We start from the raw sequence: 14,896 nt of genomic DNA on the forward strand, positions 1-14,896 counted from the left end.
CGTTGACCGATCCCGGACCCGATCCCTCCTCACCACGGTTCACGGTGCGCCTGTCGAACTTCGAGGGCCCGTTCGACCTGCTGTTGCAGCTGATCTCCCAGCACGAGCTGGACGTCACCGAGGTCGCCCTGCACCGGGTCACCGACGACTTCATCGCCCACCTGCGCCAGGCCGGCGACGACTGGAACCTCGACGAGACCACCGAGTTCCTGGTGATCGCCGCGACGCTGCTCGACCTGAAGGCGGCCCGGCTGCTGCCGACCGGCGACGTGGAGAACGAGGACGACCTGGCGTTGCTCGAGGCCCGCGACCTGCTGTTCGCGCGGCTGTTGCAGTACCGGGCGTACAAGCAGGTGGCGGCGCTGTTCGCGGAGCTGGAGGCGGGGGCGCTGCGCCGCTACCCGAGGTCGGTGGCGCTGGAGGACCGGTTCACGTCGCTGCTGCCCGAGGTCATGCTGGGGGTCAACCCGCAACGCTTCGCCGAGGTCGCGGCGGCGGTGTTCCGGCCGAAGCCGCCGCCGACGGTGTCGATCGACCACCTGCACATGGGGAAGGTGTCGGTCCGCGAACACGTCGCGATCCTGCGCGTGCGGCTGGCGACGGCCGGTCGGGCCACGTTCACCGAACTGGTGGCCGACTGCGAGCACAGCATCGAGGTCGTCGCCCGGTTCCTGGCGCTGCTCGATCTGTACAAGGAGGACGTGATCGCCTTCGACCAGGAGGAGGCGCTGGCCGAACTCCTGGTCCGCTGGACGGGCGGGACCGTCGACGAGGCCAAGGCCGCCGCGGGCATCATGTCCGCCGGTGACGAGGAGGAGTACGGGTGAGCGCCCAGGACCACGACCCAGCGACCCTCGGTGACCTGGCGCCCACCCCCGAGCCGGACAGTGGGATCGTCAGTCCCGAGCCCGAGCCCGAGCCCGAGCCCGAGCCCGAGCCCGAGCCCGAGCCCGAGCCCGAGCCCGAGCCCGAGCCCGAGCCCGAGCCCGAGCCCGAGCCCGAGGCGGCTGGCGGAGACGGGGCGGCGGACCTGACCGACACCGAAACCACTGGTGAGTCCGTGGCCCCGGAAGCCCCGGAAGCCCCGGAAGCCCCAGCGGCCCCAGCCGAACCAGCCGAACCAGCCGTCTCCGACGAACCCGCCGAGCCGGTCGAGCTGACCGACGAGGAGCTTGAGTCGGCGCTGGAGTCGTTGCTGCTCGTTGTCGACTCGCCCGTGGACGACGAGTCGCTGGCCGCCGCCACCGACACCTCCGTCGCCAGGGTCCGCACGACGTTGGTACGTCTGGCCGCCGAGTACACCGAGCGTGCCCGGGGCTTCGACCTGCGGCATTCCGGCGGCGGCTGGCGTTTCTACACCCGGGACCGGCACGCCCCCTACGTCGAGAAACTTCTGCTCGGTGGGCAGCGGGCGAAGCTGACCCGCGCCGCGTTGGAGACCCTGGCGGTCATCGCCTACCGTCAGCCGGTGACCCGGGCGCGGGTCGCCGCCGTGCGTGGGGTCAACTGTGACGGTGTGATCCGCACGTTGCTCGCTCGCGGGCTCGTCGAGGAGACCGGCACGGACCAGGAGACCGGCGGCTTCCTCTATCGCACGACCGAACTGTTCCTCGAGCGCCTCGGCCTGTCCTCCCTGGAGGACCTGCCGCCGATCGCGCCCCTGCTACCGGAGGTTGACTCCATCGATGACGTCTGACGAAGGGGTCCGCCTGCAGAAGGTCCTCGCCCAGGCCGGGATCGCCTCGCGGCGGGCCTCCGAGGAGCTCATCGCCGAGGGGCGGGTCAGTGTGGACGGCAAGGTCGTCACCGAGTTCGGCCGCCGGGTCGACCCGGACAACGCGGTGATCCACGTCGACGGCGTCCGGGTGATCGTGCGCGCCGACCTGGTCTACCTGGCGTTCAACAAGCCGCGCGGCGTGCACACCACGATGTCCGACGACCGGGGCCGCCCGTGTGTCGGCGACTACGTGCGCGACCGCCGGGAGCGGCTGTTCCACGTCGGCCGGCTCGACGCCGACACCGAGGGCCTGCTGCTGTTCACCAACGACGGCGATCTCGCGCACCGGTTGACGCACCCGTCGTTCGAGGTGCTCAAGACCTATCTCGCCGAGGTGTCCGGTCCGGTCGGGCGTACGGTCGGCCGCCAGCTGCGCGACGGCGTGGTGTTGGAGGACGGCCCGGCGCGGGTCGACGAGTTCCGCGTGGTCGACACGCACGCGGGGCGAGCGATGGTCGAGGTCGTGCTGCACGAGGGGCGCAACCACATCGTGCGCCGGCTGCTGGCCGAGGTCGGGCACCCGGTGCGCAAGCTGGTCCGCACCCAGATCGCCGGGGTGCGGCTGGGCAGCCAGCGGCCCGGTTCGCTGCGGGCCCTCACCCATCCCGAACTCGGTTCACTGTTCGCGGCCGTCGAGCTCTGATGCCCGACTGGGTCCGGCCGGTCGAGCGCGGCTGGGTGGTCCGCGACGAGGTTCCTGGCCCGGACGTCGACGAGTTCGCCGAGCCGGAACGGGTGATCGAGGCGTTGCGCCGGCGTTCCACCGGCACGCTGCTGGCCGTCCAGCATCCACATCGGACACCGCGGGCGATCGCGGCCGGACTGGGGCTGCACGACGCGCTGCCGGCGGCCAGGGCGACGCTGGCGACGTTGCGGCGCACCGCGTACCGGCCGGTGACCGACGTCGTCGCCCCGTACGAAGTGGACGGTCCGGACGGGACGGCGTGCGGTCTGCTGTGTCTGGTCGACCCGGCCGCGGTGGACGCCGCCGGGCACGACCGGGTCCGGCACAGCGAGCAGGTCTACCCGGAGATCGTCGCCGACCGGGGTGAGATGCTCACCGGCCTGGGTCACGCCACCAGCGCCGCCATGCTCGTCCCGGTCAGCGGGACGAACACGCTGACTGAGACGCTGCGTGCCGCCGTCGCCGGCACGCTCCCGGAGATCACCACGGTGGACTCCGGGGGGCGCCGGCACCGCCTGTGGCTGCTGGGCCCCGGCCGGTGCCAGGACACCGTGCTCGCCCGCGCCGCCGAGCACCCGCTGATGGTCGCCGACGGCAACCACCGGGTCGCCGCCGCGACCGCCGCCGGCCTGGGCGGGCTGCTGGCCCTGATCACCGCGGGCCCGGCCCTGCGCATCGGCGCCTTCCACCGTGTCATCACCGGCACCGGCCTGACCCGCGACGACCTGGTCGGGGCGTGGCGGGCCGCCGGTCTCACCGTCGAGGAGTCGGACGCGCCGCCCGAGCCGGGCACGGTGCTGGTCCGCTGTGGCGACGGGATGGTCCGGGTGCGGCTGCCGGGAACCGGCCTGGACCACGCCGCCGTCGAGGAGGTCCTGCTGCGTGACGCGCTGGGCCTGGCGCCCGACGGCCCGCACGTCCGGCCGCTGCCCGACGGCCGCGAGCCCCCGACCGACGCCGACGCGGTCGTGCTGGTGGCGCCCGTTCCGCTGTCGACGGTCCAGGCCGTGCACGCCGCCGGCCGGCGGATGCCGCGCAAGAGCACCTACTTCACGCCCAAGCCCCGCAGCGGCCTGCTGCTCGCCGAACTGACCCGCCGCCAGGGCGGTAACTAGGCGGTGGCCGTGCGGCGGAACCGGGTCGCGGCCAGGCGCATCACGGGTTCGGCGCCCCGCGCGGCCAGCGGCCCGAACACGGCCATGATCAGCACGTAGGCCGCCGCCAGCGCCGCGAGCTGGGCGTCCACCACGTTGGCCGACACCGCCAGCCCGGCGATGACGATCGAGAACTCACCTCTGGCCACCAGCGCGGCGCCGGTGCGGGCCCGGCCCATCCTGCCGATGCCCTGCCACTTCGCCGCCCACCAGCCGGTGATCAGCTTGGTGACCGTGGTGACCAGCGCCAGCAGCAGCGCCACCCCCAGCACCGGCGGGATCTCGGCCGGGTTGGTGTTCAGTCCGAACACGACGAAGAAGATCGCGGCGAACAGGTCACGCAGCGGTTCGAGCATCCGGGTCGCGTTCTCGGCGGTGGAGCCGGAGATCGCGATGCCGAGCAGGAACGCGCCGACCGCCGCCGACACCTGCAACTGCTGGGCGACACCGGCCACCAGCAGCGCCGCGCCCAGCACGCGCAGCAGGAACACCTCGGGGCTCTTGCTGTCGACGATCGCCGAGACGTACCGGCCGAAACGCAGCGCGAGCACCAGGACCAGGGTCACCACGGCCAGCGAGATGCCGATGGTCGTCAACCCGCCGAGCAGGGTCGCGCCGGCCAGTACGCCGGTGAGGATCGGCAGGTAGACGGCCATCGCCAGGTCCTCGAACACCAGGATCGAGAGGATGACGGGGGTTTCCCGGTTGCCGAGCTGACCGAGGTCGGACAGTACTTTCGCGACGATGCCCGACGAGGAGATGTAGGTGACGCCGGCCATCGCCAGCGCGCCGATCACGCCCCACCCCAGCATCAGCGCCACGATCGCGCCCGGGGCGGCGTTGAGCACCAGGTCGAGCAGACCGGCCAGCCAGGACCGTCTCAGTCCGGTGACCAGTTCGGCCGCCGAGTACTCCAGGCCGAGCAACAGCAGCAGCAGGATCACGCCGATCTCGCTGGCCAGCGAGGCGAAACCCTCGATGCCCTCGAGTGGCAGGATCCCGCCGCTGCCGAACGCCAACCCGCCGAGCAGGTAGAAGGGAATGGGCGAGATGCCGATCTTCCAGGCCATGCGTCCCAGGACGCCGAGGCCGAAGAAGATCGCGCCCAGCTCGATCAGCGCGATCGCGGAGTTGTGCACCGGCCGCTACCCGCGGTCGAGGACGTCGGCCGCTTTGGCGAGCCCTTCACTCGTGCCGATGGTCACCAGCAGGTCGCCGCCGCCCATGACGAAGTCCGGGCGGGGGGAGGGGTGCACGGTGCCCGCGCGGACCACGGCCACCACCGACACCGCGGTGCGGCTCCGCAGCTGCGTGTCACCAAGCGTGCGCCCGTCGTACGGGGATCCGGGCACCAGGGGAAGTTGCTTGGTGTTCACGCCGCTGAGGCCGTCGTGCTCCTTGGACAGTTCGGCGACCAGCTGCGGTGCGCCGAGCAGGCCCGCCAGGGCGGCCGCCTCGTCCGGGGACAACGGTATCGAGGCCGTGCAGGTGTCCGGATCATCCCGTTTTGATACGATCAGCTCCGAACGGCCGTCCCGATACGTGATGACGCCGATGCGTCGACCGGTGCGTAACACGAAATCCTGGCGCGTGCCGATGCCCGGCAGTGGAGTCACCTCGACGTTCACCACGTCACGGTATAACCACCCGACTGCCTTCTTTCTTCCCGGCCCGCACACTCCTACCGTGGGCTGCGTCTCGCTGGCCGATCAAGGAGCCACCATGGCTGGACGAACCACGTTCCGACTCGACGAGTCCGACCTGCCGACACGGTGGTACAACATCGTGCCTGACCTGCCGAAACCCCCTCCGCCACCGTTACATCCGGGCACCCGCGAGCCGATCACCCCCGACGATCTGGCCCCGTTGTTCCCGAGGGCGCTGATCGAGCAGGAGGCGACCCAGGATCGTTATGTGCCCATTCCCGACGAGGTCGCCGAGGTCTACCGGCTGTGGCGTCCGTCGCCGCTGATCCGGGCGCGCCGGCTGGAGCGTGAGCTGGGCACCCCGGCCCGGATCTACTACAAGTACGAGGGCGTCAGCCCGGTCGGTTCGCACAAGACCAACACCGCCGTGCCGCAGGCGTACTACAACGCCGCCGAGGGCGTGGGGCTGCTGACCACCGAGACCGGCGCCGGGCAGTGGGGCAGCGCCCTGGCGTTCGCCAGCGCACAGTTCGGTCTGGACTGTGAGGTGTGGCAGGTCCGGGCGTCCTACGACCAGAAGCCCTACCGCAAGATCATGATGGAGACGTTCGGCGCGACCGTCCACGCGAGCCCGTCGGAGCTGACCGAGTCCGGCCGCGCCGTGCTGGCGCGGACCCCGGACTCCACCGGCAGCCTGGGCATCGCGATCAGCGAGGCCGTCGAGATGGCGGCGGGAAACCCGAACGCGCGCTACGCGCTGGGCAGCGTCCTCAACCACGTGCTGATGCACCAGACGGTGATCGGTGAGGAGGCGCTGGCGCAGATGGCGATGGCCGGCGACACCCCGGACCTGATCGTCGGCTGCACCGGCGGCGGCTCCAACTTCGGCGGCCTGGTCTTCCCGTTCCTGCGGGAGAAACTGGCCGGTGGTCCACAACCGGAGATCCGTGCGGTCGAGCCGGCGGCCTGCCCGTCGCTGACCAGGGGCGTGTACACCTACGACTTCGGCGACACCGCCGGCCTGACCCCGCTGCTCAAGATGCACACCCTGGGCCACGCGTTCATCCCGGACCCGATCCACGCCGGCGGCCTGCGGTACCACGGGATGTCGCCGCTGCTGTCGCACATCGTCGACCTGGGCCTGGTGGAGGCGGTGTCCGTGCCGCAGAACGAGTGCTTCGCCGCCGGGATCCGGTTCGCCAGGGCCGAGGGTGTCATCCCCGCCCCCGAACCGAGCCACGCCCTGGCCGAGTGCGTCCGGGAGGCGTTGCGCTGCCGCGACTCCGGCGAGGAGAAGGTCATCCTGACCGCGTTGTGCGGCCACGCCCTGCTCGACCTGCCGGCCTACGCCACCTACCTGTCCGGCGACATGACCGACCGCCTCCTGTCCGACGACGAGATCCGGCTGGCCATGGCGTCGGTTCCGGAAGCGGCCGGCTAGGCCCTCAGCGGTAGAGGTGGCGGGCGATGATCTCGCGTTGGATCTCGCTGGCGCCCTCGTAGATCCGGGGTGCGCGGACCTCGCGGTAGAGGTGTTCGAGCAGGTGTCCCTGTTCGAGCGCGCGGGCTCCGTGCACCTGGATCGCCACGTCGACGGCCTGTTGGGCGGTTTCGGTGGCGAAGAGTTTGGCCATGGCCGACAGGTGGCCGGTGCGGCCACCGGCGTCGAAGGCGGTGGCCGCGTCGTGGACCAGCAGCCGGGCGGCGTGCAGGCGGGTGGCGACCTCGGCGAGCTGGTGGGAGACCGCCTGGAACTCGCGGAGGGGGCGGCCGAAGGCCTGGCGGTCGGCGGTGTGGGCGACGGCCGCGTCCAGCGCGGCCTGGCCCATGCCGACGGCGAACGCGCCGACGCTCGGGCGGAACATGTCCAGGGTGCGCATCGCGACGGTCCAGCCGGCGTCGATCTCGCCGAGGACGGCGCTTGCCGGCACCCGCACACCGGCGAAGGTGAGCCGGCCGATCGGGTGGGGGGAGACCATGGACTGGCGGGTGCCGGTCAGGCCGGGGGCGTCGGCGGGGACGGCGAACGCGGTGATCCCCCGGGCGCCGCGGTCGCTGGTCCTGGCGAACACCGAGTACACGCCGGCGTCCGGGGCGTTGGAGATGAACGCCTTCTCGCCGGTCAGCAGGTAGTCGTCGCCGTCCGGTTCCGCCAGCAGGGCGAGGGAGGCGACGTCGGAGCCGGCACCGGGCTCGGACAGGGCGAAGCCGACGGCGATCTCGCCGGCGGCGATCGCGGGAATCCATTGGTCCACAGTGGACTGAGTGCCGGCCAGCAGGATCGGGTACGCGCCCAGACCCTGCAGGGCGAACGCCGTCTCCGCCTCGGTGCTGTGCCGGGCCAGACCCTCGCGGATCCGGCACAGGGCCATCGCCGAGGTCGGCGCGTACCGGTCGCCCTCGCGCCGGAAGATCTCGCCGAGCAGACCGTGCCTGGCCAGCCCCGCCAGCAGCGGGTGGTTGACCCGGCCCGGTTCCCCGGCGGCGGCCACCGGGCGCAGCGCGGCGCCGGCGGACTCGGCGCGCTCGGCCAGGGTCATGCCGGGATCACCGCCGTCCCCACCAACTCCACCACGGCTTCCTCGTCGAACAGCGCGGCCACGCCCAGCAGCGCGACGGCCGGGTAATGGCGGCCGAAGTGCTCACGCCACACCGAACCCAGCTCCGGCAGCGCCGCCTTGTACCCGGGCACGTCGGTCGTGTAGATCACCAGCGACACCAGCTGGTCGGGCGTCGCGCCAGCCGCCGCCAGCGCGGTGACGACGTTGCCGGCCGCCACCCCGAACTGCTCGGCCATCGTCGTGCCGATGATCACGCCGTCGGGGCCCTGGGCGGTCTGCCCGCCCAGGTACACCGTGCGGCCGGGGGCGGCGACCACCGCGTGCGCGAAGCCGACGGGCGCGGCGAGGCCCGGGGCGTTGACGATCTCGTTCACCGGCCGCTCCACCTCGGCTTCCTCCCGGCCGTCCACGCGGCGTAGAACTCCGCGTGGTCGTCGCTTTTCATCAGCAGGGCCTGGGTCATCGCCTCCAGCTCGATCGAGCTGCCGAGGTCCATGTCCAGCTCCCTGGTCAGCAGGACCTTCGTCGACGAGTAGGCGAGCGCGGGGCCGTCGGCCAGCCGCCTGGCCAGCTCGGCGGTGTGCTCACCCAACTCGGCGTCGGGGACGACCCTGGTCGCCAGGCCGATCCGCTCGGCGTGCGCGGAGTCGACCTTGTCGCCCAGGATCAGCAGCTCGGTGGCCCGGCCAAGGCCCACGAGCCGGGGCAGCAGGTACGCCGAACCCATGTCGGCGCCGGCCAGCCCGACCCTGGTGAACAGGAACGCGAACGACGCCGACTCGGCCAGCAGCCGGAAGTCGCTGGCCAGCGCGATCACCGAACCGGCCCCGGCGGCGATCCCGTTGACCGACGCGATCACCGGCAGCGGGCACTCGCGCAGCGCCTTGACCACCGCGCCGGTCATTCTGGTGAACTCCAGCAACTCGGCCGGTGCCATCCGTCGCAGCTCGCCGATGATCTCCTCGACGTCGCCGCCCGAGCAGAACCCCCGGCCCTCGCCGGTGATCACCACGACCCGCGCGTCACCCCGGTGGGGGAGTTCGGCGAGCAGGTCGCGCAGGTCGGCGTAGACGTCGAAGGTCAGCGCGTTGAGCTTGTCCGGCCGGTTCAGCGTGACCGTGGCGACGCCGTCGGCCACCACCAGGTCGAAGTGCTTCCAGTCACCGGTGAACCCCGGCGACGCCCTGAAGGGACTCACGTCTGTACTCCTCCTCCGTCCAGGACGATCGTCTGGCCGTTGATCGCGCCGGCATCCGGGGAGGCCAGGAACGCCACCGCGAACGCGACCTCCTCCGGTTCGAGCAGCCGGCCCAGCGGGGACAGCGCGGCCAGCGACGCCACACTGTCCTGTTCGGACTTCCCGGTCACCTCGGCGACCTTCGCCGCGCTGCGGGCGGTCATGTCGGTGCGCACGAACGTCGGGCACACCGCGTTGGCGGTCACGCCGGTCCCGGCGACCTCGGCGGCGACCGAGCGCATCAGGCCCAGCGCCGCGTGCTTGGAGGCCGTGTAGCCGGCGGTGTAGGCGGTGCCGACCAGGCCGACGGTCGAGGCGACGGTGACGATCCGGCCGCTGTCGCGTTCCCGCATGCCGGGCAGCACCGCGCGGGTGCACAGGAACGCGCCGGTCGCGTTCACCTCCAGCTGCGCGCGCCACTGCTCGACCGAGGTCCGGTGCACCGGCGCGCTGGCCGAGATACCGGCGTTGTTGACCAGCACGTCCACCCGTATCCCGTCGAGCACCGACCGCACGGCGTCCTCGTCGGTGACGTCCAGGTCGGTGTGGTTGAGCGCCACCACCCGGTCGCCGGCGTCGGTGAAGCGCCGCGCGACGGCCGCGCCGATTCCCTTGGTGCCGCCCGTGACGACGACTGTCCTCACGAGAGCGTCCGCAGGGCACGCCGGTCGAGCTTGCCGTTGGTGGTGCGTGGCAACCAATCGGTGAACACGATCTCCTGTGGACGTTTGTGTCCGGACAGTCGCTCGCCGACGTAGTCGCGCAGCGCCTGGCCCAGCTCCGGGGTACCGGTGACGCCCTCGCGGGCCACCACGTAGGCCCTGGTGCGGACCAGGCCGTCGGTCTCCTGCCCGGTGACCGCGCACTCGACGACGTCCGGGTGGCCGATCAGGCAGTGTTCGATCTCGCTGGGCGCCACCCAGATCCCGCCGACCTTCAACAGGTCGTCGGCGCGGCCGTGGTAGGTGAAGTACCCGTCGGCGTCCCGACTGAACAGGTCTCCCGTGTGGACGGTCCGGCCGCGGAACGTCGCCGCCGACTTCTCCGCGTCCCCGTGGTACTCCAGGGCGACCGTGCCGCCGGTGACCTCCAGGGTGCCGACCTGCCCGTCCGGCGCCTCGGCTCCCTCGTCGTCCACCACCCGCGCCAGGTAGCCGGGGACGGCCTGCCCGCAGGTGCCCCGGCGGGCCGCGTCCGGCCGGTTGGAGATGTAGATGTGGTACGCCTCCGACGATCCGATGCCGTCGACCACCGGCACGCCGAACGTCTCGTCCCACTTGCGGTGCAGCTCCGCCGGCAGCGCCTCGCCGGCCGAGGTGGTCAGCCGCAGACAGCTCAGGTCCTGGCTGGACGCGTCGGGATGGGCGACCATCGCGCTCATCATCGTCGGCACGTTCACCAGGATCGTCGGCCGGTGCCGGGCGATCAACTCGAAGATCCGGTCGGCCGTGGAGCGTTCCGGGAAAGCGATCCCCGCGCCGCCGACCCCGAACGGGTAGAGCGCCGCGAGGTCACGCGCGTAGCCGAAGAACAGCTTCGGCACCGGCAGCACCACGTCCCGAGGGCCGAGGTCGAGCACCCCGCGCGCGTAGGACAGGTGGGAGATCACCGGGGTCGCCACGGTGTGCACACACGCCTTGGGCGCCCCGGTACTGCCGGTGGTGAACTTCCAGATGGCCACGTCGTCCCTGGTGGTCGGCGCCGCCTCGACCGTCTCCGGCGCGCCGGCCGCCAGCTCGGCCAGGGTGAACTCGCCGTCGCGCGGCTCGACGTCCCCGGCGACCAGCAACCGGTGCCGGCCGCCGGCCGCCTCGCGCATCCGGTCGACGGTCACCGCGTCGACGACCACGACCCGGGGGCGCACGTAGTCCAGGTAGTACTCGTAGTCCTTGGCCGGCAGGAACGTGTACACCTCGGCGGTGACCGCGCCGATGCGCTGCGCGGCGTACCAGGTGGCGACGAACTCGACGCCGTCGGACAGCGCCAGCAGCACCCGGCCGCCGGCCGACACCCCCACCGAGCGCAGCGCGTGGGCGACCCCGCGCACCCGGTCGGCCAGTTCGGCGTAGGTCAGCGTGCCGCCCGGGGTGATCAGCGCCGTGCGGTCACCCAGACCGGCGTCGAGGTTGCGGTCGATGAAGTACGTGGCGACATTGAGGTCCTCGGGCAGGTCGTCGTACCCGTGCATCAGCCGCGCCCCACTTCCCGGATCAGTTCGACCAGCATGTCGGTCAGGGTGTCGAAACTGGACTGTCCTTCCTCGACGGTCGCGCCGGCGGGCGAGCCGCAGTAGGCGCGGTCCATGCCGAGTTCGGCGAAACTCCCGTGGCCGGCGGCCATCATCGCCGGCAGGTCGACCGGCACGTCGGGCAGCGCGCCGGCCACCGGCCGGTCGACCAGGTCGGGCCGGTCGGCGAGCACCAGCGAGGTCTCGTACTGGCCGGCGTGGCATGACCCCGAGCGGAACTCCTCGGTCAGCCGCGCGGCGTTGCGCCGGCGCACCAGGTCCAGGTAGGCGACCCCCGCCGCGGCGGTCGCCTCGCGCAGCGCGGTCACGTGCGCCGGCTCGAAGTGGTTGTTCACCACCACGATCCGGTGCAGGCCCTGGGCGGTGAGCGCCCGGCAGACGTCGGTCACCAGCGCCCGCAGCGTGTCCGCGCCGATCGACACGCACCCGGCGAACGCGGCGGCCAGGTCGGTCACGCCGTAGCCGATGGCCGGCAGGACCAGCACCCGCAGCGTCGGGTCGTCGGCCAGCCGCCCGGCGGCACGCTCACACATGCCGGTGGAGATCAGCCCGTCGGTGCCCAGCGGGGCGTGTGGGCCGTGCGGCTCGACCGCGCCGACCGGCAGCAGCAGCACCGGCACCCTCGGCCCGGTCAGCAGGCCGGCGACCTGGGTGGTGGTCAGTTCGGCGAACGCGCTCACGGCACCGCCTCCAGCGGCGTGGGCGGCGGCTCGAACAGACACAGGTCCGCGCGACCGGCGGCCACCACGGTGTTCACCTCGTCCGGCGTGGTCAGGTAGCCGCCGACCAGGGTCGGCACGCCGGCCTCGTTGCGGATCCGGTCCGACAGTGTCGTCAGGTAGCCCCGCCGGTACTCCGGGCGGGAGGTGCCGCTGCTGTGACCGGCGCGCACGTGCACCAGGTCGACGCCGTGCTCGGCCAGCGCGCGGGCGTGCTCGATGCCCTCCGCCACACCCAGGCCGCCCCGGGCCCAGTCGGTGGCGGTGAGCCGCGCGGCGAGCACCCCTGGCCACACCGCCCGCACGTCGTCCACGACCGACAGCGGGAAACGCAGCCGGTCGGTGCCGTGGACGTCGGTACGCCGGTTGGCCAGCGGCGACAGGAAACTCGCCAGCAGGTAGCCGTCGGCCAGGTCCAGTTCCAGCACGTCGAACCCGGCGGCGGCGGCCCGCCGCGCGGCAGTGACGAACTCGGCGCGCACCCGTTCCATGCCCTGCTCGGTCAGCTCCGCCGGCACCGCGCCGAACGGCGCGTAGCGCAGCGGGGACGCCGAGACCAGCGGCCAGCCCGCGCGCAGCGCGACGTCCACACCGGACGACCGGACCGCGCCGCGCCGCCCGGCGTGCCCCAGGCGCAGCCCGGCCAGCGCCCCGGCGGCGTGCACCCCGGCGACGTGCGGGGCCCACGAGTCGTCCATCACCGGGCAGTCCTCGGTGGTGCGGCCCTCGGCACTGACCGCGACCAGCCCGGTCAGCACCAGCCCGGCGCCGCCCGCCGGCCCGCCGACGCGCACGATCCGGTTCCGCACGGTCTTCTCGCCCAGCCGCAGCGGCGCGAACATCGGCGGCGGCGCCACCGAGCCGGGCAGGGCCGTCTGTCCGGTGGCGGTCGCCGTGAACCAGGCGTCCAGCACCCGGATCAGCTGCGGGTCGCGCTGGGTGAGGTTGGCGTGGCTGATCCGGCCGCTGCGGGTCAGCAGGTTGAACGCGAACTGGATCGGCGCCAGCGACTGGTAGTGGCGCACCCGGCCGAAGTAGGCGGCGCTGTCCCCGGCGGCCTGCTGGAAACGGTCCACCACCGGCTGGCGTTCCAGTTCGTAGTCCACCAGCGCCTGCTCGACGCTGCCAGGGTGGCGCACGAAGCCGTTCGCCAGGCCGATCGCGTCCTCCATGGCGAGCTTGGTGCCCGAGCCGATCGAGAAGTGCGCGGTGTGCGCGGCGTCGCCGACCAGGACGACGTTGCCGTCGTGCCAGCTCCTGTTGCGCACCAACGGGAAGTCCAACCAGACCGACCGGTTGGACATCAGCCGGTGACCATCCAGGTGGGACGCGAACAGCTCCGAGCAGAACGCGATGCTGTCCTGTTCGGACATCGTGTCCAGCCCGGCGCGCCGCCAGGTCTGTTCGGTGGTCTCCACGATGAACGTGCTGGTGTGCTCGTCGAACGGGTAGGCGTGCACCTGGAACAGCCCGAACTCGGTCTGCTCGAAGATGAACGTGAACGCGTCGAACACCAGGTCGGTGCCGAACCAGACGTACTTGCAGCCCTGCGGCCGGGACGTGGTGCCGAACGACCCGGCCCGGCGCAGCGCGCTGTTGGCCCCGTCGGCCGCCACCACCAGGTCGACGTCCTCAGCGGACTCCTCGGCCGCGACCTCGGTGTCGAACCGCAGTGCCACACCGAGTTCGCGTGCCCGGCGTTGCAGGATGTCCAGCAGGTGGGTGCGCCGGATCGCGGAGAACGTGTGCCCGGTCGAGCGCAGCACCTGGCCCTGGTAACGGATGTCGATCGCCGACCAGCGGGCGAACGAGTCGGTGATCTCCAGATGGGTCGGGTAGTCCGCGTCCCGCAGCGCGCCCAGCGTCTCCTCGGAGAACACCACACCCCAGCCGAACGTGGCGTCCGGGGCGTTGCGCTCCAGCACGGTGATCTCGTGCGCCGGGTCGGCCTTCTTCAGCAGGATCGCCAGGTACAGCCCCGACGGTCCCGCGCCGACCACCCGTACGCGCACTACGCCAGCACCTCCACCAGCCGGGCGAGGTCGTCGAGGTCGGCGACCGTCGGGTACAGGATCAGCTCGTCACAGCCCTGCGCCTCGTAGCCGCGCACGAAGTCCTTCACCGCGCGCGCCGAGGTCAGGTTCCCGGCCGCGATCTTCTCCGCGAACGGCCCGGTGAACGCGTAGTAGTCACGCAGGTACGCACTGCCCCGGTCGGGGTCGCCGAGGGCGAAGTAGCCCTGGCCCCACAAGATCGGCTCGCCTGGCCGCTCCAGGTCGCGCCAGGCCGCCCGCGCCCTGGCCGCCGCCGAGCCGAACGCGCGCGGTGGCCCGCCGCCGTGCGCGTAGCCGTCGGCGTAGCGGGCCACCCGCGCGAACGCCGCCCCGCTCGCCCCGCCGACCAGCAGTTCGACCGGCGGCCGGGCCGGCCCGACCCCGGACTCGTCGAGTTGTCCGCGCAGGTAGGCCAGCTGTTCGGAGAGCACCGCGCCTCTGGTGCGCCGGTCGACCCCGGCCGCGGCGTAGTCGTCGCGGCGCGCGCCGACCCCGAGGCCCAGGGTGAGTCGCCCGTCGGACAGGGCGTCGACCGACAGCGCCTGCTTGGCCAGCATCGCCGGTGAGCGCAGCGGGCCGATGGCGATGTTGGTGGCCAGCCGCACCCGCTCGGTGACCGCCGAGGCGGCGCTGAGCGCGGCGAACGGGTCGACGCTGTCGTAGACCAGCCGGTCGAGCACGGCGACGGTCGAGAACGGCCCCGTGTCGGCCCGTCTCGCCCACTCGACGAGCAGTGCCCCGGGGGTCCCGGGAATGGTGTTCGGAAGTCCGATGCCCACCCTCACGTGCGACACATTACGGTTGACCAGGCTGAG

15 protein-coding genes are annotated in these 14,896 nt (G+C 72.4%); 5 read left to right on the forward strand and 10 right to left on the reverse strand.

The genetic code is table 11. The features are described from left to right. Positions 1 to 2 precede the first annotated feature (2 nt). From BLA60_RS39165 to BLA60_RS39180, 4 genes are read left to right on the forward strand one after another with little or no spacing between them, the layout of a single operon-like run. A complete protein-coding gene (locus BLA60_RS39165; protein ID WP_075138158.1) occupies positions 3 to 827 on the forward strand; it encodes a segregation and condensation protein A in 825 nt (274 codons plus the stop codon). Next, positions 824 to 1,696: an SMC-Scp complex subunit ScpB gene (gene scpB, locus BLA60_RS39170; protein ID WP_245812472.1), complete on the forward strand. Its 873-nt coding sequence runs from the start codon at positions 824 to 826 to the stop codon at positions 1,694 to 1,696. The genes BLA60_RS39165 and scpB overlap by 4 nt, the downstream gene beginning before the upstream one ends. Then, positions 1,686 to 2,420 (forward strand): pseudouridine synthase, encoded by a 735-nt coding sequence (locus tag BLA60_RS39175; protein ID WP_075138159.1) that lies wholly within the window; start codon positions 1,686 to 1,688, stop codon positions 2,418 to 2,420. Before scpB ends, BLA60_RS39175 begins: the two co-directional genes overlap by 11 nt. Further along, complete coding sequence (locus BLA60_RS39180) at positions 2,420 to 3,577, forward strand: DUF1015 family protein (RefSeq protein ID WP_075138160.1); 1,158 nt, start codon at positions 2,420 to 2,422, stop codon at positions 3,575 to 3,577. Before BLA60_RS39175 ends, BLA60_RS39180 begins: the two co-directional genes overlap by 1 nt. Here BLA60_RS39180 and BLA60_RS39185 read toward each other — a convergent pair. Both BLA60_RS39185 and BLA60_RS39190 read right to left on the reverse strand, forming a co-directional pair. Then, positions 3,574 to 4,755 (reverse strand): cation:proton antiporter, encoded by a 1,182-nt coding sequence (locus BLA60_RS39185; RefSeq protein ID WP_075138161.1) that lies wholly within the window; start codon positions 4,753 to 4,755, stop codon positions 3,574 to 3,576. The two genes, BLA60_RS39180 and BLA60_RS39185, sit on opposite strands and share 4 nt — an antisense overlap. Before the next feature lie 6 nt (positions 4,756 to 4,761). Continuing rightward, on the reverse strand, positions 4,762 to 5,244 hold the full coding sequence (locus BLA60_RS39190) for a cation:proton antiporter regulatory subunit (protein WP_075138193.1): 483 nt from the start codon (positions 5,242 to 5,244) through the stop codon (positions 4,762 to 4,764). A gap of 94 nt (positions 5,245 to 5,338) precedes the next feature. Here BLA60_RS39190 and BLA60_RS39195 point away from each other — a divergent pair, with 94 nt between their 5' ends. After that, positions 5,339 to 6,703, forward strand: coding sequence for a TrpB-like pyridoxal phosphate-dependent enzyme (locus tag BLA60_RS39195; protein ID WP_075138162.1), 1,365 nt, complete (start codon positions 5,339 to 5,341; stop codon positions 6,701 to 6,703). 4 nt (positions 6,704 to 6,707) lie between these two features. On the opposite strand, the gene BLA60_RS39200 is transcribed toward BLA60_RS39195, so the two are convergent. The 8 genes from BLA60_RS39200 to BLA60_RS39235 are packed head-to-tail and all read right to left on the reverse strand — an operon-like array spanning position 6,708 to position 14,866. Next, positions 6,708 to 7,802 carry an acyl-CoA dehydrogenase family protein gene (locus BLA60_RS39200; RefSeq protein ID WP_075138163.1) on the reverse strand — a complete coding sequence of 365 codons (1,095 nt, stop codon included), beginning with the start codon at positions 7,800 to 7,802 and terminating at the stop codon, positions 6,708 to 6,710. Beyond that, positions 7,799 to 8,197, reverse strand: coding sequence for a RidA family protein (locus tag BLA60_RS46375; protein WP_281257523.1), 399 nt, complete (start codon positions 8,195 to 8,197; stop codon positions 7,799 to 7,801). The genes BLA60_RS39200 and BLA60_RS46375 overlap by 4 nt, the downstream gene beginning before the upstream one ends. Further along, a complete protein-coding gene (locus BLA60_RS39210; RefSeq protein WP_075138164.1) occupies positions 8,194 to 9,021 on the reverse strand; it encodes an enoyl-CoA hydratase family protein in 828 nt (275 codons plus the stop codon). The genes BLA60_RS46375 and BLA60_RS39210 overlap by 4 nt, the downstream gene beginning before the upstream one ends. Beyond that, complete coding sequence (locus BLA60_RS39215; protein WP_084736051.1) at positions 9,018 to 9,704, reverse strand: SDR family NAD(P)-dependent oxidoreductase; 687 nt, start codon at positions 9,702 to 9,704, stop codon at positions 9,018 to 9,020. The genes BLA60_RS39210 and BLA60_RS39215 overlap by 4 nt, the downstream gene beginning before the upstream one ends. Then, positions 9,701 to 11,248: a benzoate-CoA ligase family protein gene (locus tag BLA60_RS39220; RefSeq protein ID WP_154814911.1), complete on the reverse strand. Its 1,548-nt coding sequence runs from the start codon at positions 11,246 to 11,248 to the stop codon at positions 9,701 to 9,703. Before BLA60_RS39220 ends, BLA60_RS39215 begins: the two co-directional genes overlap by 4 nt. Then, the gene (locus tag BLA60_RS39225) at positions 11,248 to 11,988 is read right to left on the reverse strand and encodes a creatininase family protein (RefSeq protein ID WP_075138166.1); all 741 of its coding nucleotides are present in this window, start codon (positions 11,986 to 11,988) and stop codon (positions 11,248 to 11,250) included. The genes BLA60_RS39220 and BLA60_RS39225 overlap by 1 nt, the downstream gene beginning before the upstream one ends. Then, positions 11,985 to 14,039 (reverse strand): oxidoreductase, encoded by a 2,055-nt coding sequence (locus BLA60_RS39230; protein ID WP_075138167.1) that lies wholly within the window; start codon positions 14,037 to 14,039, stop codon positions 11,985 to 11,987. The genes BLA60_RS39225 and BLA60_RS39230 overlap by 4 nt, the downstream gene beginning before the upstream one ends. Continuing rightward, positions 14,039 to 14,866 (reverse strand): LLM class flavin-dependent oxidoreductase, encoded by an 828-nt coding sequence (locus BLA60_RS39235; RefSeq protein WP_075138168.1) that lies wholly within the window; start codon positions 14,864 to 14,866, stop codon positions 14,039 to 14,041. The genes BLA60_RS39230 and BLA60_RS39235 overlap by 1 nt, the downstream gene beginning before the upstream one ends. Positions 14,867 to 14,896 lie beyond the last annotated feature (30 nt).

Origin of the sequence: Actinophytocola xinjiangensis (genome assembly GCF_001921215.1) — a bacterium.
GTDB classification, from domain to species: Bacteria; Actinomycetota; Actinomycetes; order Mycobacteriales; family Pseudonocardiaceae; genus Actinophytocola; species Actinophytocola xinjiangensis.